The sequence below is a fragment of the Nitratidesulfovibrio sp. 1201_IL3209 genome (assembly GCF_036763125.1).
Classification (GTDB): domain Bacteria; phylum Desulfobacterota; class Desulfovibrionia; order Desulfovibrionales; family Desulfovibrionaceae; genus Cupidesulfovibrio.
This window is the reverse complement of the sequence record NZ_JBAIYT010000016.1, coordinates 30,645-51,732: the sequence shown is the minus strand read 5'-3', so window position 1 is coordinate 51,732 and position 21,088 is coordinate 30,645. Positions and strand designations below refer to the sequence as shown.

Annotated in this window: 19 protein-coding genes; 16 read left to right on the top strand and 3 right to left on the bottom strand. The window is 69.0% G+C overall.

Going from position 1 to position 21,088, the window contains the following annotated elements; all coding sequences use genetic code 11:
• Positions 1-72: 72 nt before the first annotated feature.
• On the top strand, positions 73-1,896 hold the full coding sequence (locus V6B97_RS09295) for a glycosyltransferase (protein ID WP_333506226.1): 1,824 nt from the start codon (positions 73-75) through the stop codon (positions 1,894-1,896).
• Between the two features lie 63 nt (positions 1,897-1,959).
• Entirely contained in the window at positions 1,960-3,243 is a 1,284-nt protein-coding gene (locus V6B97_RS09290) for a glycosyltransferase family 2 protein (RefSeq protein WP_333506225.1), read from the top strand.
• Between the two features lie 147 nt (positions 3,244-3,390).
• Here the strand turns inward: V6B97_RS09290 and V6B97_RS09285 are convergent, their stop codons facing one another.
• Positions 3,391-3,981 carry a TrmH family RNA methyltransferase gene (locus V6B97_RS09285; RefSeq protein ID WP_333506224.1) on the bottom strand — a complete coding sequence of 197 codons (591 nt, stop codon included), beginning with the start codon at positions 3,979-3,981 and terminating at the stop codon, positions 3,391-3,393.
• 473 nt (positions 3,982-4,454) lie between these two features.
• On the opposite strand from V6B97_RS09285, the gene V6B97_RS09280 reads away from it, so the two are divergent.
• From V6B97_RS09280 to V6B97_RS09265, 4 genes are all read left to right on the top strand, one after another.
• Entirely contained in the window at positions 4,455-5,861 is a 1,407-nt protein-coding gene (locus V6B97_RS09280) for a sodium:proton antiporter (protein ID WP_333506258.1), read from the top strand.
• Between the two features lie 221 nt (positions 5,862-6,082).
• Positions 6,083-6,697 (top strand): cobalt transporter CbiM, encoded by a 615-nt coding sequence (gene cbiM, locus V6B97_RS09275; RefSeq protein WP_333506223.1) that lies wholly within the window; start codon positions 6,083-6,085, stop codon positions 6,695-6,697.
• A gap of 10 nt (positions 6,698-6,707) precedes the next feature.
• Positions 6,708-7,520: a cobalt ECF transporter T component CbiQ gene (gene cbiQ, locus V6B97_RS09270; RefSeq protein ID WP_333506222.1), complete on the top strand. Its 813-nt coding sequence runs from the start codon at positions 6,708-6,710 to the stop codon at positions 7,518-7,520.
• Positions 7,517-8,377: an energy-coupling factor ABC transporter ATP-binding protein gene (locus tag V6B97_RS09265; protein ID WP_333506220.1), complete on the top strand. Its 861-nt coding sequence runs from the start codon at positions 7,517-7,519 to the stop codon at positions 8,375-8,377. The genes cbiQ and V6B97_RS09265 overlap by 4 nt, the downstream gene beginning before the upstream one ends.
• A gap of 51 nt (positions 8,378-8,428) precedes the next feature.
• On the opposite strand, the gene waaF is transcribed toward V6B97_RS09265, so the two are convergent.
• Positions 8,429-9,463: a lipopolysaccharide heptosyltransferase II gene (gene waaF, locus V6B97_RS09260; protein WP_333506219.1), complete on the bottom strand. Its 1,035-nt coding sequence runs from the start codon at positions 9,461-9,463 to the stop codon at positions 8,429-8,431.
• Positions 9,460-10,221, bottom strand: a complete 762-nt coding sequence (locus tag V6B97_RS09255; protein WP_333506218.1) for a D-glycero-alpha-D-manno-heptose-1,7-bisphosphate 7-phosphatase — start codon at positions 10,219-10,221, stop codon at positions 9,460-9,462. The genes waaF and V6B97_RS09255 overlap by 4 nt, the downstream gene beginning before the upstream one ends.
• Positions 10,222-10,990: 769 nt before the next feature.
• Between V6B97_RS09255 and V6B97_RS09250 the strand changes: the two genes are divergently transcribed.
• The 10 genes from V6B97_RS09250 (at position 10,991) to tatB (ending at position 21,001) form a co-directional block, all read left to right on the top strand.
• Positions 10,991-11,413, top strand: a complete 423-nt coding sequence (locus V6B97_RS09250) for a cytochrome c maturation protein CcmE (RefSeq protein WP_333506217.1) — start codon at positions 10,991-10,993, stop codon at positions 11,411-11,413.
• Positions 11,414-11,682: 269 nt separating this feature from the next.
• The gene (locus V6B97_RS09245) at positions 11,683-13,608 is read left to right on the top strand and encodes a heme lyase CcmF/NrfE family subunit (RefSeq protein WP_333506215.1); all 1,926 of its coding nucleotides are present in this window, start codon (positions 11,683-11,685) and stop codon (positions 13,606-13,608) included.
• A complete protein-coding gene (locus V6B97_RS09240; protein WP_333506257.1) occupies positions 13,608-14,267 on the top strand; it encodes an ABC transporter ATP-binding protein in 660 nt (219 codons plus the stop codon). Before V6B97_RS09245 ends, V6B97_RS09240 begins: the two co-directional genes overlap by 1 nt.
• Positions 14,261-14,938, top strand: a complete 678-nt coding sequence (locus V6B97_RS09235; RefSeq protein WP_333506214.1) for a heme exporter protein CcmB — start codon at positions 14,261-14,263, stop codon at positions 14,936-14,938. Before V6B97_RS09240 ends, V6B97_RS09235 begins: the two co-directional genes overlap by 7 nt.
• Before the next feature lie 159 nt (positions 14,939-15,097).
• Positions 15,098-15,784 carry a cytochrome c biogenesis protein gene (locus V6B97_RS09230; RefSeq protein ID WP_333506213.1) on the top strand — a complete coding sequence of 229 codons (687 nt, stop codon included), beginning with the start codon at positions 15,098-15,100 and terminating at the stop codon, positions 15,782-15,784.
• Positions 15,785-16,057: 273 nt separating this feature from the next.
• A complete protein-coding gene (locus V6B97_RS09225; protein ID WP_116305856.1) occupies positions 16,058-16,198 on the top strand; it encodes a CcmD family protein in 141 nt (46 codons plus the stop codon).
• Entirely contained in the window at positions 16,188-16,826 is a 639-nt protein-coding gene (locus V6B97_RS09220) for a tetratricopeptide repeat protein (protein WP_333506212.1), read from the top strand. Before V6B97_RS09225 ends, V6B97_RS09220 begins: the two co-directional genes overlap by 11 nt.
• 384 nt (positions 16,827-17,210) lie before the next feature.
• Positions 17,211-18,671 carry an IMP dehydrogenase gene (gene guaB / locus V6B97_RS09215; protein WP_333506211.1) on the top strand — a complete coding sequence of 487 codons (1,461 nt, stop codon included), beginning with the start codon at positions 17,211-17,213 and terminating at the stop codon, positions 18,669-18,671.
• 254 nt (positions 18,672-18,925) lie between these two features.
• Positions 18,926-20,473, top strand: a complete 1,548-nt coding sequence (gene guaA, locus V6B97_RS09210; protein ID WP_333506210.1) for a glutamine-hydrolyzing GMP synthase — start codon at positions 18,926-18,928, stop codon at positions 20,471-20,473.
• Between the two features lie 207 nt (positions 20,474-20,680).
• On the top strand, positions 20,681-21,001 hold the full coding sequence (gene tatB / locus V6B97_RS09205) for a Sec-independent protein translocase protein TatB (RefSeq protein WP_333506209.1): 321 nt from the start codon (positions 20,681-20,683) through the stop codon (positions 20,999-21,001).
• Positions 21,002-21,088 lie beyond the last annotated feature (87 nt).

Sequence of the window (21,088 nt, the reverse complement as noted above, 5' to 3'; positions counted from 1 at the left end):
GATCCGCGCGCCGCAACGGTCGCGCGCGTTTCGGCGCGTTGTATCCCGCCAACCCGCATCCCCGCAACACGCATGGCGCATCCGCACGGCATCCCCGCCCCCGACCCGGCCCAGGCCCCCGCGCTGCTGGCCGCCCTCATGGACCGCGTGCCCACGTGGGAATGCGGCGCGCTTGGCGTGGACAACCAGTTCCGGCTGGCGCGCGGGGCCATCGAGAACGCGGGGGGCCACCCCGGCGTGGTGGCGGCCGGGGTGGGCATGGCCCTGTGGGGGTGGCGCGACAACCCGCTGGACACCCGCCTTGCCGCCCTGCTGCGCGCCATCATGGAGGACGCCCCGCAGGCGTTCGACCCGGCGCTGCGCGCGCTGGTGGCCCGTTTGCATGACCGGGTGCGCGTGCCCGCCGACTTCGGCGCGCTGGACGCGGCCCTGAATCTTCACCCGACCGGGCATGGAGGCCCGGCCGCCGCCCCGGCCCAGGTGATGCTGGACGTGGTCCTGCCCCGCTTGGCCGACCCGGCGCACGGCCTGTTCTGGCTGGCGCGCGGCGTGGAATGGTGCGTGCGCCACGAAAATTCCATAGGCGCGACCGCTGACGGAACCGCTCCCACTGTTTCCCCAGTCGCGGCAGTCGCGGATGACGCCACGCTGGAAGCGTTGCTGCGCGCTGCCCTGTCGGCATCACTGGCCCTGCCGGAAACCGTGGCCCGCAGGCTGCGCGCCGAATGGGCGGTACGCCGCCTGCCCATGGCCGAGGCGTTGCGGCGGCTGGACGAATTGGCGGAACTGGACGCCGCACCCGGCCCCGCATCTCCCTTTTCCCCGTGGTACGCGCTGCGCCGCGCCGAACTGCTGGCCCGGCTCACACAGTCGGGACACCCGGCCGACGCCGCCGCCCTGCTGCTGCCCCTGTGGCGCGCGGCCCCGTACCATCCCAACCTCACCCTGGCCCTGCACGAACTGCTGCACCCGCTGCCCGCGCCGCCGGCGGACATGGCTCCCCCCGCCATCCTGCTGTACAGCTGGAACAAGTGCGACCTGGCGGCGCAGACCCTGCGCTCGCTGCGTTCGGCGGGGTTCCGTGGCGCGCCGGTCTTCGCGTTGGACAACGGCTCGCAGGACGGCACCGAGGACATGTTCCGGGCCATGGCGGCGGATTGGGGTTCGCCGTTCACGGTGGTGCGCCTGCCGGTGAACGTGGGCGCCCCCGCCGCCCGCAATTGGCTGCTTTCGCTGCCGGAAGTTCGCCAGTGCGAGCACGCCGTGTTCCTGGATGACGACGTGCTGCTGGAGCCCGGCTGGCTGGACGGCCTGCTGGCCGTGGCCCACGCCCGGCCCGGCTGGGGGGCCATCGGCTGCGCGGTCACCGACCACACCCCACCGCACGCGCTGCAATGCGCCGACTTTTTCGCCCTGCCGCCGGACATGGGCACCCGCAGCTTCGCCGACCTTGACGAGCACTGGCATATCCACGGCAACTCGGCAGGCAGCGCGGACACCCTGCTCACCGCCTGTACCCGGCCGTGCCTGTCCGTTTCCGGCTGCTGCCACATGGTCTCCATGGCTTCCGTGCAACAGGTGGGCGCCTTCGACGTGCGCTTCAGCCCCAGCCAGTTCGACGACCTGGAACGGGACATCCGCTGCACGCTGGCCGGGCTGCCGGTGTGGTACGCGGGCACGGTGCGGGTGCGCCACATGCAGCATTCCAGCCTGCGCCAGGCCACCAGCCGGGCGCGCAGCGCGCACATCTTCGGCAACCGCATCAAGCTGGAACACCTGCACCCGGCGAGCAAGGCGAAGCAGGCGCGCGAGGCGTCCGCCGCGCTGGCCCGGCAGGACCTGCTGCGCAAGGCGGCCGCGCTGGCGGCCGCCCTGCCCTCGCCACATGCCGGGTAGCCGTCCCGCAACCTCTTCCACCCGCCGCCACCGCGTCCGCAACGCGCACACGAGATATTCCGAATGACCGCCAAAGCCCCCCTCGTCTCCGTCGTCATCCCCGCCTGGAACCTCTGGGACCTCACGCGCGGCTGCCTGGAAAGCCTGCGCGCGCACACGCCCGGCGGCGTGCTGGAGGCCGTGGTGGTGGACAACGGCTCCACCGACGCCACGGCCACCGACCTCGAACCGTTGGGGCGCGCCCTGTTCGGCGATCTGTTCCGGGCCGTGCGCCTGCCGGAAAACAGGGGCTTCGCCGTGGCCAGCAACCTTGGCGCCGCGCAGGCCCGCGCGGACCGGCTGCTGTTCCTGAACAACGACACCCTGGCCACCCCCGGCTGGCTGCCGCCCCTGCTGCGCGCGCTGGACGACGACGCCCGGCCGGGCGCCGTGGGGCCGCTGCTGCTCTACCCGGATACCGACCGCGTGCAGCACTGCGGCATCGCCTTCACGCCCTCGCTGGCCACCGAGCACCTCTACGCCAACTTCCCCGCCGCGCACCCGGCGGTGGCCGCGCGGCGGCCGTTGCAGGCCATCACCGGCGCGGCCCTGCTCATGGGACGCGGGGTGTTCGGCGACTGCGGCGGCTTCCACGAAGGGTACCTGAACGGCAGCGAAGACCTGGAACTGTGCTGGCGCATCCGCGAGCAGGGGCTGAAGGTGATCTGCGTGCCGGAAAGCCGGGTGTATCACCTGGAAAGCCGCACCCCCGGCCGACGCGACCACGACGCGGCCAACGCCGCCCGGCTCAACCGGCGCTGCTCCGGCTGCTTCGGGCCGGACCTGCATAAGCTGGCCCGGCGCGACGGCTTCGAACTGGCCCTGACCCCATGGCTGGAAACCTACCTGACCCTGCCCGCCGCGCGCGCGGCGGAACTGCTGGCGGCCCACGCCGATTTCGAGCCCGGCCGCTGCTGGCAGGCCCTGCAGGCCGACCCGCTGTGGCAGCCCGGCTACGAACTGCTGGCCGCGTTCCTTGAGGCCCACGGCAGATACCTGGAGGCTTCGGGCGTGCGGCTGCTGCACTGCTATTTCTTCCCCAGCCTGCCGGGGTACCGCCGCCTGGCCCTGGTGGCGGCGCAGGCGGGCAACCCGGACCTGGCCGGGCAGGCCGCCGGCAAGATCGAGCACGTCACCGGCCTGCTGGAAGACCCGGAACCGCTGGTGCGCAAGGCGCGCGGGCTGGCCCGCTGGGCACGGCGCGCGGGCGAGCGCGAGGTGGGCGCGCTGTACGAGGGCTGGCTGACCGACCTGGGCCTGCCGCTGCAAGGCGGCGACGCCAACGACCTGCCGGGCGAAGGCGACTGACAGACGCCCCGGACAAGCCCCCCTGCCGCCGATCCACGCCGTATCCGGCAAACGCGACGGCGGCGCATCCGGAACCTTCCGGATGCGCCGCCGTCGTGCGTCGCGGGCGCGGGCTCGGGATGGCGTCTTCCCCGCCTTCCGCCCCCGCTACTTTTCCGCCCAGGCGGCGATGCGGGCCTCCAATTCCTCATCGGGCCAGGAGGGCCGGTCGTACATGCCCGCCAGCACGCGCTGGCGCGAGGCTTCGGCCAGCAGCACCGCCGCCGCCACCGACACGTTGAAGCTCTGGATCATGCCGTACATGGGGATGTACACTTCGCCGTCCACAAGTTCCGCCAGTTCCGGGGCCACGCCGGAATGCTCGTTGCCCATGATGATGGCGGTGGGCCGGGTCATGTCGCAGTCGCCGAGGGGCTTCGCCGCCGGAGTGCAACTGGTGGCCAGCACGCGGTGCCCGCTGTCCTTCAGGGTGCGCATCAGGCTTTGGGCGTCGGAATGGCGCACCGTCTCCACCCACTTGCGGGCCGAGGCCGACGACTTGCGGCCCAGCACGGGAAAGGCGGTGTCCGTGTAGTACAGGTGCACCTGGGCCACGCCGAAGGCGTCGCAACTACGGTAGATGGCCGAAACGTTGTGCGGGTCGTGAATGTTGGCCAGCACAAGGGTCAGGTCCTTCTGCCGCCAGCCGAGAACGCGGCGGATGCGCTCCATGCGCCGGGGGGTTATCTGTCGTGCCATGCTTTCGCCGGTGTTTTCGTGGGGGTTGCCGTGAGCGCCGGGGCGCGGGGCACCTGTGTACCCCCGTTCCGCCAAAATGTCACCTTCCCGCTTGACCAACCAAACCATGTTGCTCCATAACCGGGGCGAAGCGTTGCTCGCATCGGTGATGCCGCCACCACACTGATCCGCGCGGGCAGGGCGGTGCCCCCCGCCGCAACCGCCACTGCAACGCCATCGCGAAACCGCGCTGTTGAAAAGATGGCGCACTCCCGTTACTACAGGCACTGGCGCGGGGCCGCAGTCCTCTTCGCCGCGTGACGCGGACGCACCATGGCCCGCCCGGATGCGCCCACCGGCACGAAAGCGACGTGCCGGCTTCCCGAATCATCCCGGCCAGCGACAACGCTGTCGCCGTGCCCCGGCCGGACGGACTCCATACTACGAGACGCCAAGGAGGCTCCCCAGTGAAGACCCAGATCCAGAAGGCGGCCATGGCCCTCGCGGCCGCCGTCGCCGCCATGCTCCCGGGCATGGCGTTCGCCGCCGGCGCGGGTGCGCCGCATCTCGACGGTGCGCTGCTCGGTGGCCTGTGGGCGGTGCCGTTCGCCTGCATGCTGCTGTCCATCGCCGTTTTTCCCCTGGTGGCGCCGCACTTCTGGCACCATCACTTCGGCAAGGTCTCCGCGTTCTGGGGCCTGGCCTTCCTTGTGCCCTTCGCCATCAAGTTCGGCGCCTCGCTGGCCCTGTACGAAGTGCTGCACACCCTGCTGCTGGAGTACATCCCGTTCATCATCCTGCTGTTCGCCCTGTTCACCGTGGCCGGCGGCGTACGCCTGACCGGCTCGCTGGTGGGCACGCCCGTGGTCAACACCATGCTGCTGGCCATCGGCACGGTGCTGGCGAGTTGGATGGGCACCACCGGCGCGGCCATGCTGCTGATCCGTCCGCTGCTGCGCGCCAACGCCCATCGCAGGTACAAGGTGCATTCGGTGGTGTTCTTCATCTTCCTGGTGGCCAACATCGGCGGCTCGCTGACGCCGCTGGGCGACCCGCCGCTGTTCCTCGGCTTCCTGAAGGGCGTCTCGTTCTTCTGGACCACCATCCACATGTTTGCCCCCATGCTGCTGGTTTCGGTGCTGCTGCTGGCCGTGTTCTTCGCGCTGGACACCGTGCTGTTCGGCAAGGAAGGCCGCCCCGTGCCGCCGCAACAGGACACCGGAGAAAAACTGGGCCTGGAAGGCGGCGTGAACCTGCTGCTGCTGGGCGGCGTGGTGGGTGCGGTTCTCATGAGCGGCTTCTGGAAGCCCGGCGTGGAATTCAACGTGTACCACGTGCCGGTGGAACTGCAGAACATCGCGCGCGACGTCATCCTGCTGGCCATCGCCGGGTTGTCGCTGAAGCTCACCGACCCCGAATCGCGCGTGAAGAACGACTTCTCGTGGTTTCCCATCATCGAGGTGGCCAAGCTGTTCGCGGGCATCTTCATCAGCATGATCCCGGCCATCGCCATCCTGAAGGCGGGCGAGAACGGCGCGCTGCGCTCGGTGATCCAGATGGTGTCGCACGACGGCCAGCCGGTGAACGTCATGTACTTCTGGCTGACCGGCCTGCTGTCCAGCTTCCTGGACAACGCGCCCACCTACCTGGTGTTCTTCAACACCGCCGGGGGCGACGCCATGCACCTGATGCACGACATGACCAACACCCTGCTGGCCATCTCCGCAGGCGCCGTGTTCATGGGGGCCAACACCTACATCGGCAACGCGCCCAACTTCATGGTGCGCTCCATCGCCGAAGACCAAGGCGTGAAGATGCCCAGCTTCTTCGGCTACATGGCCTGGTCGTGCGGCATCCTGGTGCCCACGTTCGTACTGGTGACGCTGGTCTTCTTCATGTAGCGCCGCGTACCGCAGAGACGCAATGCACCGCCCCCGCATGCCTCGCGCATACGGGGGCGTTTTTTCCGTGTCATGGCCAGTGACGGTATGCCGCGCCCGGCACGCCTCGCGGAATCGTGGCACGTTGACGCTCCATGTGCCATCTGCTACCCCTTTCGGCACGCCCGTGACGCCGGATTTTCCGCGCGCCGCGACGGGCGCGCAGACAGCGCGAGGCATGCATGCACATTTCGGAAGGGGTGCTTTCCCCGGCCGTGCTCGGCGCGGGCGCGGCGCTGGCCGCCCTTGGCGTCGCCACGGGCCTGAAGCGCCTGGACTACGATCGCCTGATGACCGTGGCCATCCTGTCCTCCGCCTTTTTCGTGGCCTCGCTGATCCACGTGCCCATCGGTCCCGCCAGCGCGCACCTGGTGCTCAACGGGCTGCTGGGCGTCATGCTGGGCTGGGCCGCCTTTCCCGCCATCTTCGTGGCGCTGGCGTTGCAGGCCCTGCTGTTCCAGTTCGGCGGGCTCACCGTGCTGGGGGTGAACACCTTCACCATGGCCCTGCCTCCGGTGCTGTGCTTCTACGTTTTCCGGCCCATGCTGTCCGGCCCGGACCGCCTGCGCGGGGGCGCGGCTTTCGCCTGCGGCTTCCTGTCCGTGGGCGTGTCCGCCCTGCTCACCGCCGGGGCGCTGGCCCTGTCCGGCGAGGAATTCTCCGCCGCCGCGCGGGCGCTGCTGCTGGCGCACGTCCCGGTCATGTTCGCGGAAGGGGTGGTGACGGCGCTGGTGGTGTCGTTCATCGCCCGGGTGCGGCCCGAGATGCTGGCCTTCACCTCCACGTCCCACGGCTAGCGGCGCCCCCGTGCTGGACGAACCCTTCAGCCGGGGCGCCTCGCGCCTGCACCTGGCGGACCCGCGCTGCAAGCTGATGGCCGCGCTGGCCTTCGCCGTGTGCGCGGCCCTGCTGCGCTCGCCCGGCCCGGCCGCGCTGGCCCTGCTGGCGGGCGCGGCCCTGTGCCTGTGGGCCCGCCTGCCCCTGCCCCGCCTGCTGCGGCGGCTGGCCGCCGTGAACGTGTTCGTGGCCTTCCTGTGGCTGTTCCTGCCCTTTTCCCTGCCCGGCGCGCCGCTGCTGCGCATCGGTCCCTTCCCCGGCCTGCCGGACTGGCTGGCCCCGGACTGGCTGTCTCTGACCGCCACCGACGCGGGCGTGGCCCAGGCCCTGCTGGTCACCCTGAAGTCCAACGCCATCGTGCTGGCCTTCATCGCACTGGCGGGCACCTCGGACATCACCGCCGTGGGCCATGCCGTGGCGGGGCTGGGCCTGCCGGACAAGCTGGCCCTGCTGCTGCTGTTCACCTGGCGGCAGTTGCACGTGGTGGCCCGGGAATACCACCGCCTGCGCACCGCCGCGAAGGTGCGCGGCTTCACCCCCGGCACCAACCTGCACACCTACCGGACATACGCGAACATGGCGGGCATGGTGCTGGTGCGCAGCTTCGACCGGGCCGAGCGCGTGGGCCAGGCCATGCGCCTGCGCGGCTTTGCCGGGCGTTTCCACATGCTGGCCGAGCCCGCCGGACGCCCCGGCGACCGCCTGCTGGCCGCCGTCATCATCCTGTGCGCGGCCGCCCTGCTGGCCGCCGACATCCTGCAACCCCTCGCCGGACTGCCATGAGCACCGCAGCCACTCCCCCGAACAGCGGACAGCCCCGCAACCATGCACATGACCATGCGCACGACCATGCGCACGGGCACGACGAGGGGCACGACCATCCGCATCCCCATCCGCACAGCCATGCCGATGATGACGCCACCCCGCCGCTGGCGGCCGTGCAGGACATCCACTTCACCTATCCCGGCAGCGCGGAACCGGTGCTGCGCGGCGCCTCGCTGGCCCTGCGGCCGGGGCGGCGCATCGGCCTGCTGGGCCACAACGGCAGCGGCAAGTCCACCCTGCTGCACCTGCTCATGGGACTGTTGCGTCCACAGTCCGGCCGGGTGCTGCACCGGGGCGTGCCCCTGGCCCGCGAGGCGGACTTTGTCCCGCTGCGCCGCGAAGTAGGCTTTCTGTTCCAGAATTCCGACGACCAGTTGTTCTGCCCCACCGTGCTGGAAGACGTGGCCTTCGGCCCGCTGAACCACGGCGCATCCCCGACCCAGGCCCGCGCCGTGGCCGAGGCCACCCTGGAGCGGCTCGGCTTCGCCGGGTTCGGCAGCCGGGTCACCCACCGCCTGTCCGGCGGCGAAAAGAAGATGATCGCCCTGGCCGCCGTGCTGGCCATGCAGCCGCAGGCCCTGCTGCTGGACGAGCCCACCAACGACCTGGACCCGCGCACCCGCGAGCGGCTCATCGCCACCCTGGCCGCGCACAGCCCCACCCATCTGATCATCTCGCACGACTGGGACTTTCTGGCCCGGACCTGCGACAGCTTCCTCACCGTGCGGGACGGCGCGGTCCGCACCGCCACCCATACCCCCCACACCCACGTGCACACCCACACCGGCGGCGACGTGCACCATCATCACGGGTAATACGAATCGGGGGAGAGGGGCTTCTCCCTTTCCCCCGTTTACTCCGGACGCCTACCCGAACAGTTTCGCGTGCACGTCCTGCCACACGGTGTCGGGGGTGATGTCGCGCATGCAGCGATGATGGCCCAAGGGGCACTGCTGGGGGCCGTGCAGGCCGCAGGGACGGCAGTCCAGGCCGGTTTCGAGCACGGTGGCCTTGGGGCCGCGCGGGTAGAAGCCGTGGCGGCGCACGGTGGGGCCGAAGATGGCGGTGACGGGGGTACGCTGGGCCCAGGCGATGTGCATGGGACCGGAATCGTTGCTGAGATAGCAGTCGAGCACGGCGAGGTGCGCGGCAAGGTCCACAAGCGAGAGCGCGCCGGACAGGTCAATGAGCGCGGGGCTGCCGAGGGTGCCGGAGCGTTCGGCCACCTCGCGCGCCACGGCTTCCTCGCCGGGTCCGGCGAACAGCACGACGCGCGCGCCATGGGCGGCGGCGCGGCGGACCACCTCGGCGAAATATTCGGCGGGCCAGCGCTTGGTGGCCCACACGGAACCGGGATGTACGCCGAGTAACGGTGCGCCGTCGCCCGCGTACTCCGCGCGGAAGGCGGCGGCCCGTTCACGGGCGGGTTCGGGCAGCACCAGTTCCGGCCAGTCCAGGACCTGCCTGAGGTTCAGGGGCCGCACCAGTTGCAGCAGCCGTTCGATCTCGTCCAGTTGGTCGAAACGGCGCGGAACGGTGTGGGTGTAGAACCACGAATTGAACCACGGCCGGTCGTAGCCGATGCGCACCTTAGCGCTGGTCCAGCGGGCGATGCACGCGCTGCGCAGGCTGGCGTGGGCGGAAATCCACAGCGAATGGTTCTCGCGCGCCAGTTGCCGTCCCACGCGGGCGGCGGCCATGACGCCGCTTTCGCCGCCGCGCTTGTCGAACTCGTGCACGCCGGAAAGCTCGGGCTGCGCGGCGAACAGGCTGCCCACGCCGCGCCGCACCCAGAAGTGCAGTTCGGCGTCGGGGTAGTTGGCGCGCAGGGTGCGCAGAAGCGGCAGCGTAAGCACCGCGTCGCCCAGGAAGGCGGTGTTCCAGACGCCGATGCGGCTCATGACGGTTCGCTCCGCGAAAGGTCCGTGGAAAAGGGGCCGCAGGAGGATGAACCCGGCGTGCCCGATGCGCCTGATGTGCCCGATCTGCCTGACGTATCCGACGAGTTTGACACGCCCCGCGCCCGCGCGGTGGCCTGGCCCAGCAGCCACGCGGCCGCCGCGGCAAGGTCGCGCGCCACCGCGTGCGGCCAGTCCGGCCGCGCGGCAAGGTCGGCGGGGTCTGGTTCCCGCACGGGGGCGTCGCCTTCGGGTACGGGCACACCCAGGGTGCGCGCGGCGGCCTGCCCCTTGCCGGTCAGCACCAGCACCACCAGCCCCAGGCCCGCATCGCGGCCGAAGACCACGTCCTCAGGCTTGTCGCCCACCATGGCGGTGGCGGCGGCGCACAGGCCGTGCCGGTCGCGCAGGGCCAGCCACATGCCCGGCGCAGGCTTGCGGCAGGCGCAGCCGTCGTCCGGGCCGTGCGGGCAGAAGGCCGTGCCGGTCAACGACACGCCGTATTCCCCCAGCAGTTCGCCGAGGCGGTCATTGCAGGCGTGCAGGTCGGCCTCGGTGAAGTAGCCCCGGCCGATGCCCGACTGGTTGGTGACGAGGAACAGCCGCGCCCCGGCGGCGGCCAGGGCGGCAAGGCCCTGCCCGGCACCCGGCAGCAGCGCGACGCCTGCGGGGTCGGCCAGATAGTGGCGGTCCTCGATGACGGTGCCGTCGCGGTCGAGCAGCACGGCGGCGAGGGATGTGGTGTTCGGTGCCGGGTTCATGGTGGGGCAACTTGTGGCACGGCGGGCCGCTTTTTTCAAGGCGGCGCCCCGGCGGCGCATGCGCTCCCCGCCACCGCAGACGACATCCGGGCCATCGCCAGCCTGTCGCGCCGGGCCGGGCGCATCCAGCCGTACGCTAAACGTTCCATCCGCAACATCCTGTCGCTGGACCGGAAGCGGGTGCCGAAGCAGGTGGATGACAGGCAGGAACTGGCCCGACGCCGCCGCGCGGAATTGGTTCAAAAATAAAGAATGATTACTGTTAGCATTTATTTAGATGAGCGATCCGTTGTTGTTACAGCTTGTTACCCGAGGCTGTATCCCGTTGTGAAAGCCTTTGCACGGGCGCTACCCCCTTGCCACGACGGAAGAAACGCCGTATGCCAGACGCAGCCGCATGCGACGTTTCCGTAAGGTGGGGGGGCCGTTCCGGCACCACCCGGCCTGACGGGACGTTTCCGGCGGCAACGCATCCGATGCAACCCGGCACCGCCACACGATGCCGCGAGACGATACACAGTTCGCGGCCGGTCACGCACCGGCGATCATGCGGGCGGCCACGCCAGCGGCCCGCGCGGCGCTACCCGCGCCTGCACCACGAACGCGCCCCGCGCGGCCGAAGGGACGGCCCTTCCGGCAACGGCACGGGTGGGCACCGCCCCCCGGCCTGCGCGCGATGCGGCGGCGCACTTCCCGCCCTTTCCGGATCGCACCGGATCGCCGGTTCGCCAACCCGCCGGACCGGGCAGGGAAGCCATAAGGACCACACATGTCGAAGAAGAACGGCAAAAGCCTGTACCTCGTGGCCCTCGCCCTGTTCCTGGGCGGGGTGGGCTATCTGGTGTTCTCGGGCTTTTCCCAGAACAGCGTGTACTTCCTGAACGTTTCGGAAGCCCTCGCCATGCCCTCGGACAAGTTGCAGTCCATCCGCCTGTTCGGCACGGTGGCCCCCGAGGGCATCGCCAGGCTGGACGACGGGCCGGGCGTGCGCTTCCTGCTCGAAGACAAGGACAGCCCGGGGCAGACCGTGCGGGTGATGTACCGCGGGGCCGTGCCCGACACCTTCAAGGAAGGCGTCGAGGTCATCGTGGAAGGCGGCATGCCCCAGGGCGGAACCGCCGGTGAATTCCGCGCCAAGACGCTGATGACCAAGTGTCCCTCGAAATACGAAAAAGAAAACCGTAAGGGATGATGCCCGGCGGGGTACACGGCGTGGGCCGGCCAGCCTTCCGAACCGGCACGCTGGTCGCCGCGATGGTTGCCGCGATAATCTGCTGACGGGCGGCTTCGCCTGCGTCGCGCGCCTGCGCGCGCCGCGTAGCGGATTCCGCCCCTGGCCCCGCGCCTCCGGTCCCTGGGACACCCCTGAAGACTGGCGGCGCGGAACGTCACCCGGCACTCCGCTTTCGTCCTTGCGCCGCACCGCCTCCGCGCATCCCTCACATATCGGCAGGAGACTTCATGCACCTTTCCGCCTACTTGCTGCTTGTCGCGTCGCTGCTTTTCGCCCTCTTCTTCGCCGGGGCGGCAGCCGCGCAACTGTGGCAGGGGCGTTCCACGGTCCTGCCGTGGATCGAAAAGGCGCACCTGATGCTGACCGGGTTCATGACCCTGTCATCCGTGGTGCTGCTGTACGCCCTTGTCAACTTCGACTTCTCGCTCGTCTACGTCGCCAGCTACACCGACCGCGCACTGCCGCTGTTCTACCGCATGACGGCCTTCTGGGCCGGACAGGCCGGGTCCATGCTGTTCTGGGCGTGGTCCGTGGCCCTGTTCGGGGTCATCTTCGCCCTCACCGGCGACTACCGCGACCTCAGCCCCCAGACCAAGCTGTGGTTCTGGCTGTTCTTCCTGGCCGTCATGGCCTTCTTCCTGCTCATCCTCACCGCGTGGAGCAACCCGTTCCTCACCGCGTCCCCGGCCCCGGCCGACGGCAACGGCCTGAACCCGCTGCTCCAGAACCCCGGCATGATCTTCCACCCGCCGCTGCTGTTCCTGGGGTACGGCGGCTTCGCCATTCCCGGCTGTCTCGCCCTGGGCCAGGCCATGAGCGACGGCTACGGCCGCGAGGGCGCCTGGGCGGGCATCGCCCGGCCGTTCACCCTGACCGCGTGGCTGTTCCTGACCGCGGGCATCGTGCTGGGCGGCTGGTGGTCGTACATGGAACTGGGCTGGGGCGGCTACTGGGCGTGGGACCCGGTGGAAAACGCCTCGCTCATCCCCTGGCTGGTCTCCACCGCGTTCCTGCACACCTCGGTCATCGAGTCGCGGCGCGGCAAGCTGCACCGCGTGAACATCCTGCTCATGGCGCTGACCACCATCTCCGCCTTCTTCGCCACCTACCTGGTGCGCAGCGGGGTGGTGGATTCGCTGCACGCCTTCGGCGACGGCGGCGTGGGCCGCCCGCTGCTGATCTTCATCCTGGCCTCCACCGCGCTGACCGTGGCGGTGACGCTGATCTGGCGCAAGGACGACGCAAAGCCCCTTTCCGGCGTCGACAGCCGCGAAGGCTTCCTGGTGCTGGTGGCCTGGGTGCTGCTGGCCCTGTCCGCCATCATCCTGGTGGCCACCATGTGGCCCGTGTTCAGCAAGTTCTGGGTCGAAAAGCCCATGGGGCTCGAACCCGCCTTCTACAACCGGGTGTGCCTGCCGCTGTTCGCGGGCATCGCCGTGCTGCTGTCGGTGTGTCCGTGGCTGGGCTGGAAGGGCGGCGTGCGCAGCATGCCGAAGCTGCTGGCCGTGCTGGGGGTGATGGCCGCCGTCACCGCCATGACCTGGTACGCCTACCGCATGCCCATGGCCGCCCTGGGCGCGGGCGCGGGCGCGGCCTGCGTGGCGGGCATCGTCATCCTGCTGACCACCGAAGCCCACGTGCGGCGCAACAACGCCTCGCTGGCCGCCCACGGCGTGCACCTGGGCCTGGCCCTGATGGTGCTGGGCGTGGCCTTTTCCGGCCCGTACAAGGTCGAGCAGGAAATGGAGATTCCCCGCGACGCCACGGTGAAGCTGGGCAAGTACGACCTGCGCTACGTGAACCTGTACGAGGGCGAAGGCCCCGGCTACATCTTCATCGAGGCCGAACTGAACGTCACCCGCGAGGGCGCGCCCGTGGGCGTGCTGTCGCCCCAGCGCCGCCTGTACGCCAAGTTCGACCGCCAGGCATTCGCCGAGGCGGCCACCATCTTCGGCCTTGGCGACGAACTGTACGCCACCCTGCTGGGCGTGGACGCCGAAGGCGCGGCCACGCTCAAGGTCAGCGTGAACCCGCTGGTGAACTGGGTGTGGATCGGCGGCACGCTGATGTGCGTCGCCCCCTTTCTGGGACTGCGCCGCCCGGCATCGTCGCGCGACGAGGACGGCGACGCCGGAGACGGGCGGGAGGCATGATGCTGCTGCGGCTGACCAGGGTCGCCAAGTTCTACGGCAACCGGCTGGTGATCAAGGACGTCTCGTTCGAGGCGGCCCCCGGCACGGTGACGCTGCTGGCCGGTCCCAACGGGGCGGGCAAGTCCACGCTGCTCAAGCTCATGGCCGGGCTGTCCCGGCCCAGCGCGGGCAGCGTGGAGCGCGGCGTGCCTGAAGAGGCCCTTGGCTACCTCGGCCACCAGACGTTCATCTATCCCGAGCTTACCGCCTTCGAAAACCTGGCCTTCTGGGCGCGCCTGCACGGCCTTGCGCCGGAACGGTGCACCGAAGAAGCCCTGCTGGCCACCCTGGACCGCATGGAACTGAAGCGCTTCGCCTTCGAACGGGCGGGCGGCTTTTCGCGCGGCATGGCCCAGCGGCTGAACCTCGCGCGGGTGCTGCTGCTGTCGCCGTCGCTGCTGCTGCTGGACGAACCGGGCACCGGGCTCGACACCCGGTCCATGGCCATCCTGCACCGCGAAATCGCCGCCGCGCGCGACCGGGGCGCGGGCATCGTCTGGATCAGCCATTCCGTGGCCGAGGACCTTGTCCGGGCCGACCACGTGCTGGCCATCGCCGAAAAGCGCGTGGCCTACAGCGGCCCGGCCGCCGGGTACGTTCCGGAGGCCGTGGCATGCTGAGCGCGGCCTTCGCCATCGCATCCAAGGACCTGCGCCTGCTGCTTTCGCGCGGCACCGGCCTGGTCCAGGCCCTGCTGCTGGGGCTGTTGCTGATCTTCGTGTTCAGCCTGTCGCAGCGGGTGGGCGAGGTGATGGGACCGCAGGGGGCCGCCGCCATCTTCTGGCTGGCGTCCGCCTTCTGCCAGGTGCTCATCTTCAACACCCTGTTCTCCATCGAAGAGGCCAACGGCGCGCGCTTCGGCCTGCTGCTGGCCCCGGTGCCGGTGCAGGCCGTGTGGCTGGGCAAGGGCATTGCCGGGTTCGCCCTGCTGCTCTGCGCCCAGGCCGTGTTCCTGCCCGCCGCCGTGGTGTTCCTGGGCCAGACCGTGTCGCCCCTGTGGCACGTGGGCCTGGCCACCGTGCTGCTGGCGGACGTGGGCATCGTGGCCCTGGGCGCGCTGCTGGGCGCGCTGTCGCAGGGCCAGGCCGCCCGCGAATCGCTGCTCAGCATCGTGCTGTTTCCGCTGCTGGTCCCGGTGCTGCTTGCGGGCATCCGGGTGGGCGCCGCCGCCTTCGCCGACGACATCCCCGAAGGGGTGGAGTCGTGGCTGGGGCTGGTGGCCGCCTTCGACGCCCTGTTCCTTGGCGCGGGCATCGTGCTCTTCCCCTTCGTGTACGGCGGGGAAGAATGACGTTGAAAAAGATGTAATCGGGGAGGGGAACCTTTTGGAAAAGGTTCCCCTCCCCGAACCCCTCCCCTCCAAAACTTTTCATAGGGGGGATACGGGCAGGACGGAAGGCATATCCGCCCTCCGTGCCCGCCAGCCGAACCAACGAAAAGCGAGGCACCCATGCGAACGAACCGGCTTTCCCCCGCGATGCCCCTTGTCGGGATTGTCGCGGGCCTGGCCCTCGCGCTCTGCCAATACCTGATCTTCGTGTACGCCCCCGTGGAGCAGACCATGGGCATCGTGCAGAAGATCTTCTACTTCCACATGCCGCTGGCGTGGTGGTCGCTGATCAGCTTCTTCACCGTGTTCGCGGCCAGCATCGCCTTTCTGCGCACCCGCAACTGGAAGTGGGACGCGCTGTCCGGCGCCGCCGCCGAGGTGGGCGTGCTGTTCAGCGGCCTGGCCCTCGTCACCGGCTCCATCTGGGGCCGCCATTCCTGGGGCGTGTGGTGGACGTGGGACCCGCGTCTGACCACCACCCTGGTCATGTGGTTCGTGTATGCGGGCTACCTTGTGCTACGCACCCTCGACCTGCCGCGCGAACGGCTGGGCACCGTCTCCGCCGTGGTGGGCATCGTGGCCTTCCTCGACGTGCCGCTGGTGTTCCTGTCCGCCCGGCTGTGGCGCTCCATCCACCCCACCGTGTTCGCATCCAGGGGCGGCGGGCTGGAACCGGAAATGAAGACCACCGTCATCGCCTGCATCGTCGCCTTCGGCTTCCTGTGGGTGGCGCTGACGTGGCTGCGCGCGGCGCAGCGGCGCATGGCGGCGCGTATCGACGTGCTTGCGACGGAAACCACCATCTGAACCCCTCGGCCACAAATGAGGATTTTCGTTCGCTGGCAAGGAAAGCAAGCCGCCCATGAGGGCGCATGCCGCAGCCGTTAGGCGAGCTTGCGAGCCTTACGGATGAAGACCGCAACGCGCTCTTCTCGTATTCGCCCGAGCCGTAGCCGTTAGGCGAGCGCGCAGCGCGCGTCTTACGGATAAGGACAGCAAGGCCATGGAAGGCGAAGCTTGACGCAGCCAGCGGGCGAAAAGACCATTTGGAATGAGCTTGGTTCCGTAGGAGAACACGATATGGAAAGTACGCAATGGCTTTTGGTCGCCAACGCGGCCGTGTGGCTGGGCATCGGCGCCTACCTGTTCCTGCTGGCCCGCTCGCAGCAGACCCTTGACCGGCGCATCCGCCACATGGAGATGCTTGGCGATGACAAATAGCACCCTGACCATGAATCCGCTGGACGGCGGCCGCAAGCTGGTGCTGCTGGCCGTGTGCGTGGGCCTTGCCGCCATGCTGGGCGCCTCGTTCCTGTACCGCCTGTCCAACCCTTCGCTGGTGCAGCAGGGCCGCGGCCCCGCCGCGCAGGAGGAAGGGGAACACGCAGGCGAAATGGAAATGGTTTCCGCGCTGATGCAGAAGGTGCAGCAGAACCCCACCGACGCGGGCGCGCTGTTCGCCCTTGGCCAGCATTTCCTGGACCACGCCGACTGGGCGCGCGCCGAAGGCTTCCTGGCCCGCGCCGTGGTGGCCGCCCCGGCCGACCCGCAGCCGCTGTACATGCTGGGCATCGCCCAGTACCAGCAGCAGTCCTTCGACAAGGCGGCGGAAACCTTCGAGCGGCTCATCGAGATCGACCCCCAGCCCGCCGCGCGCTACAATCTGGGCATCCTGTACCGCCACTACCTGAAGGCCGAAGACAAGGGTAACGCCCACCTCAAGGCCGTGCTGGACGATCCCAAGGCCCCGGAAGACCTCAAGGCGCAGGCCCGGCAGGAACTGGAGTCGGCCACGCACGGGTCCGCCCAAGCGGCTCCCGAAACAAAGCAGCAGGACAAGAAGCAGTAGCGGGCAACAGCCCCACCGTATGATGCACACACCGGAAGGGGCGGACCACCGCCCCTTTCGCGCATGCGGGAGGCGGCTTTGCTCCCATGGCGGGCGGCGGATGAAAAATGCGCAAATACGCAGGGGGTGCGCCCGCCGCCAGAGCGCGGCGGCCTTCACCCGTCCCTCCGCTGCCTCTCCGCCAGGTCCCCATGTCGCTGGTTGAGGAAACAACCCGATTCTTGACAATCCGCCGCCCCACTCTGTATGATGGTTGATTAAATTTTGACATATTTGTCAAACCTGCCCAACCCGACGGCCCGCCCTTCGTTCGGAGGCAGACGGGGAAAACGGTCCGGCGCCGCGCGGCCCGGACGCTCCAACCAACCCGCCCGGAGAGAGATCATGAGCAAGATCGTGTGCAAGGCATTGACGTTCGACGACGTCCTGCTGCAGCCCGGCTATTCCGAAGTCACCCCCGACCTCGTGGACGTCTCCACCTGGCTCACCCCCGAAATCCGCCTCAACATTCCTCTGCTCAGCGCCGCCATGGACACCGTGACCGACTCCGGCATGGCCATCTCCATGGCCCGCAACGGCGGCGTCGGCGTCATCCACAAGAACATGCCCGTGGACCGCCAGCGCATCGAGGTCGAAAAGGTCAAGAAGTCCGAAAGCGGCATGATCATCGACCCCGTGACCATCGATCCCGACTATTCCGTGCGCCAGGCCCTGGAGCTGATGGCCGAATACCGCGTCTCCGGCCTGCCCGTGGTGCGCGGGGTGGAACTGGTGGGCATCCTGACCAACCGCGACGTGCGCTTCGTCAAGGACCTGGAAGGCACCCAGGTGCGCGAGGTGATGACCAGCAAGAACCTGGTCACCGTGCCCGTGGGCACCACCCTGGACGACGCCAAGGACCTGCTGCACGCGCACCGCATCGAAAAGCTGCTGGTGGTGGACGAGGGTAACCGCCTGAAGGGCCTCATCACCATGAAGGACATCGACAAGGTCCAGAAGTACCCGTTCTCGTGCAAGGACGACAACGGCCGCCTGCGCGTGGGCGCCGCCCTCGGCATCGGCAAGGACTGCGAGGAGCGGGCCAGCGCCCTGCTGGGCGCGGGCGTGGACTTCCTGGTGCTGGATTCGGCCCACGGCCACTCGCGCAACGTGCTGCGCGCCATCGAGATGGTCAAGGGCGCCTTTCCCAAGTGCCAACTGGTGGCGGGCAACGTGGCCACCTACGAGGGGACGAAAGCCATCCTGAAGTCCGGCGCCGACACCGTGAAGGTGGGCATCGGCCCCGGCTCCATCTGCACCACCCGCATCGTGGCGGGCGTGGGCGTGCCCCAGGTCACCGCCATCCTCGAATCGGTGCGCGCCGCGCGCGAGCTTGGCCGCTGCGTCATCGCCGACGGCGGCGTGAAGTTCTCCGGCGACGTGGTGAAGGCCATCGCCATGGGCGCGGACACCGTGATGATCGGCAGCCTGTTCGCGGGCACCGACGAAAGCCCGGGCGAAACCATCCTCTACCAGGGCCGCTCGTACAAGATCTATCGCGGCATGGGCTCCATCGACGCCATGAAGGAAGGCAGCTCCGACCGCTACTTCCAGGAAAAGAGCAAGAAGCTGGTGCCCGAGGGCATCGTGGGCCGCGTGCCCGTGAAGGGCCCGGTGGCCGAAAGCCTGTACCAACTGGTGGGCGGCCTGCGCTCGGGCATGGGCTACGTGGGCGCGGCCGACATCAGGGAATTGCAGGAAAAGGCGCAGTTCGTGGAAATCTCGGCGGCCGGGCTGCGTGAAAGCCATGTGCACGACGTGATCATCACGAAGGAGTCCCCGAACTACCGCATCGACAATAATTAACCCGCGACGGGCCTTTCGCCCCCCGGCATCGTCACGCGTCGGAGGCGGCTCGGGTCACGCACGGAAGAGTGCGCTCCCCTCGCCGCCCCTCGCGTTCCTTGCCGGGAAACGAAAATCCCGCCGCGGACGCAGCGGTTCCGCGCAGGAAAAGGCAGAAAGGCCCTGACGGCCACCGCCACCCCCCAGACACAACGGCCTCACAACGCATATCACGATTGCCCGATGCACCCCGCGCGGGCGACAGAGGACAGCACATGGAAGCACAGACCAAGGTCATCATCATCGACTACGGTTCGCAGGTGACGCAGCTCATCGCCCGCCGCGTGCGCGAGGCCGGCGTCTATTCCGAAATCCATCCCTGCATCGTCACGGCGGAGCAGGTGCGCGCCATGAATCCCGCCGCCGTCATCCTGTCCGGCGGCCCGGCCAGCGTGGGCGAGGCCGACGCCCCCGCCCTGGACAAGGGCCTGCTGGAACTCGGCGTGCCGGTGCTGGCCATCTGCTACGGCATGCAGCTTCTGGGGCACAACCTGGGCGGCCAGTTGGCCACCTCGGAAACCCGCGAGTACGGCCCGGCCGACCTCACCCTGCTGGGAGACTGCCCGCTGTGGGACGGCATCGACAAGGCCGCCTCCACCCGCGTGTGGATGAGCCACGGCGACAAGGTCAAGACGCCCCCGCCCGGCTTCGCCGTGGTGGGCCGCACCGCCACCCTGGACGTGGCCGCCATGGCCGACGAAGCCCGACGCATCTACGCCGTGCAGTTCCACCCGGAGGTGCACCACACCGAGGAAGGCACCCGCATCATCAACAACTTCCTGTTCCACGTGGCCAGGCTGAAGGCCGACTGGACCATGTCCTCGTTCGTGGAGCGCGCGGTGAAGGAAATGGCCGAAACCGTGGGCGACCGCCACGTGGTGTGCGCGCTTTCGGGCGGCATCGACTCCACCGTGGTGGCCGTGCTGCTGCACAAGGCCATCGGCAAGCGCCTGCACTGCATCTTCGTGGACAACGGCGTGCTGCGCCTGAACGAAGGCCAGGAAGTGGTGGACTACCTGTGCGAGCACTTCGACCTGAACCTGAAGTACGTGCAGGCCCAGCGCCGCTTCCTCGACAAACTGGAAGGCGTGGACGACCCCGAGCAGAAGCGCAAGATCATCGGCTACACCTTCATCGAGGTGTTCGACGAGGAAGCCAAGGCACTCGGCCACGTGGACTTCCTGGCGCAGGGCACCCTGTACCCCGACGTCATCGAGTCGGTGTCGCACAAGGGGCCTTCCGCCGTCATCAAGAGCCACCACAACGTGGGCGGTCTGCCGGAAAAGATGAACCTGAAGCTCATCGAACCGCTGCGCGAACTGTTCAAGGACGAAGTGCGCAAGGTGGCGGCGGAACTGGGCCTGCCGGACTTCATCATCTGGCGGCACCCCTTCCCCGGCCCGGGCCTCGCCATCCGGGTCATCGGCGAGATCACCGAGGAACGCCTGGACATCCTGCGCAAGGCCGACAAGGTCGTGCAGCACGAACTGATGGCCTCCGGCTGGTACCGCAAGGTGTGGCAGGGCTTCGCCGTGCTGCTGCCGCTGAAGACCGTGGGCGTCATGGGCGACGGCCGCACCTACGAGCACGTCATCGCCCTGCGCATCGTGGACAGCGTGGACGCCATGACGGCGGACTGGGCGCGCTTGCCTTCCGAACTGCTTGAGCGTATTTCGAGCCGGATAATCAACGAGGTGAAGGGCGTGAACCGCGTGGTCTACGACATCTCCTCGAAGCCGCCGAGCACCATCGAATGGGAATAGGCGGACGGCGTTCGCCCAGGTGCGCACCCAGATGCGCGCCCAGGTGCACGTTCAGATGAGCGCCCGGCGGACGCGCGGGGGCCGGAAGGCCCCCGTGGCGCCCCCCGCATTTGGCCGTAGGGCCGCGCCACCGCGCGGCGCCCACCGGGCATGGCCGGTCTTTCCCGCCCCTGCCCGCAGCACTGCAACCAAGGCGGTCTGTTTTCAATGTTCGGCATCGGCAGCACGGAACTTCTGGTCATCATGGTTGTGGCCCTCATCGTCCTCGGTCCCAAGAACCTGCCCAACATCGCGCGCACGCTGGGCAAGGCCATGGGTGAATTCCGCAGGGTTTCCACAGACTTCCAGCGCACGCTGAACACCGAGATCGAACTCGACGATCACGAGCGCCGCAAGAAGGAAGCCGAGAAGGAATTCTTCGACGACAAGGCCAAGGCCGAGGCCCCCAAGGACGAAGCCGCCAAGGCCGAACCCCAGAAGGCCGAAGCCGCCAAGCCCGCCACCGAAGCCGACGGTAAGAGCGCATGAGCCGGGACGACAAGGACGCCGCCAAGGCGGAGCCCGTGTCCGACGGCGAGCGCGAGACGCCTGCTGCGGCGGACCAGCCGGACGGCT

Coding starts and splice junctions, on each gene's coding strand:
- V6B97_RS09245 (WP_333506215.1), top strand. CDS start 11,683: ATGCACCTTTCCGCCTACTTGCTGCTTGTCGCGTCGCTGCTTTTCGCC.
- V6B97_RS09290 (WP_333506225.1), top strand. CDS start 1,960: ATGACCGCCAAAGCCCCCCTCGTCTCCGTCGTCATCCCCGCCTGGAAC.
- V6B97_RS09240 (WP_333506257.1), top strand. CDS start 13,608: ATGCTGCTGCGGCTGACCAGGGTCGCCAAGTTCTACGGCAACCGGCTG.
- guaA (WP_333506210.1), top strand. CDS start 18,926: ATGGAAGCACAGACCAAGGTCATCATCATCGACTACGGTTCGCAGGTG.
- V6B97_RS09280 (WP_333506258.1), top strand. CDS start 4,455: ATGGCCCTCGCGGCCGCCGTCGCCGCCATGCTCCCGGGCATGGCGTTC.
- tatB (WP_333506209.1), top strand. CDS start 20,681: ATGTTCGGCATCGGCAGCACGGAACTTCTGGTCATCATGGTTGTGGCC.
- V6B97_RS09255 (WP_333506218.1), bottom strand. CDS start 10,221: ATGAACCCGGCACCGAACACCACATCCCTCGCCGCCGTGCTGCTCGAC.
- V6B97_RS09285 (WP_333506224.1), bottom strand. CDS start 3,981: ATGGCACGACAGATAACCCCCCGGCGCATGGAGCGCATCCGCCGCGTT.
- V6B97_RS09265 (WP_333506220.1), top strand. CDS start 7,517: ATGAGCACCGCAGCCACTCCCCCGAACAGCGGACAGCCCCGCAACCAT.
- guaB (WP_333506211.1), top strand. CDS start 17,211: ATGAGCAAGATCGTGTGCAAGGCATTGACGTTCGACGACGTCCTGCTG.
- cbiM (WP_333506223.1), top strand. CDS start 6,083: ATGCACATTTCGGAAGGGGTGCTTTCCCCGGCCGTGCTCGGCGCGGGC.
- V6B97_RS09225 (WP_116305856.1), top strand. CDS start 16,058: ATGGAAAGTACGCAATGGCTTTTGGTCGCCAACGCGGCCGTGTGGCTG.
- V6B97_RS09235 (WP_333506214.1), top strand. CDS start 14,261: ATGCTGAGCGCGGCCTTCGCCATCGCATCCAAGGACCTGCGCCTGCTG.
- waaF (WP_333506219.1), bottom strand. CDS start 9,463: ATGAGCCGCATCGGCGTCTGGAACACCGCCTTCCTGGGCGACGCGGTG.
- V6B97_RS09295 (WP_333506226.1), top strand. CDS start 73: ATGGCGCATCCGCACGGCATCCCCGCCCCCGACCCGGCCCAGGCCCCC.
- V6B97_RS09250 (WP_333506217.1), top strand. CDS start 10,991: ATGTCGAAGAAGAACGGCAAAAGCCTGTACCTCGTGGCCCTCGCCCTG.
- V6B97_RS09230 (WP_333506213.1), top strand. CDS start 15,098: ATGCGAACGAACCGGCTTTCCCCCGCGATGCCCCTTGTCGGGATTGTC.
- V6B97_RS09220 (WP_333506212.1), top strand. CDS start 16,188: ATGACAAATAGCACCCTGACCATGAATCCGCTGGACGGCGGCCGCAAG.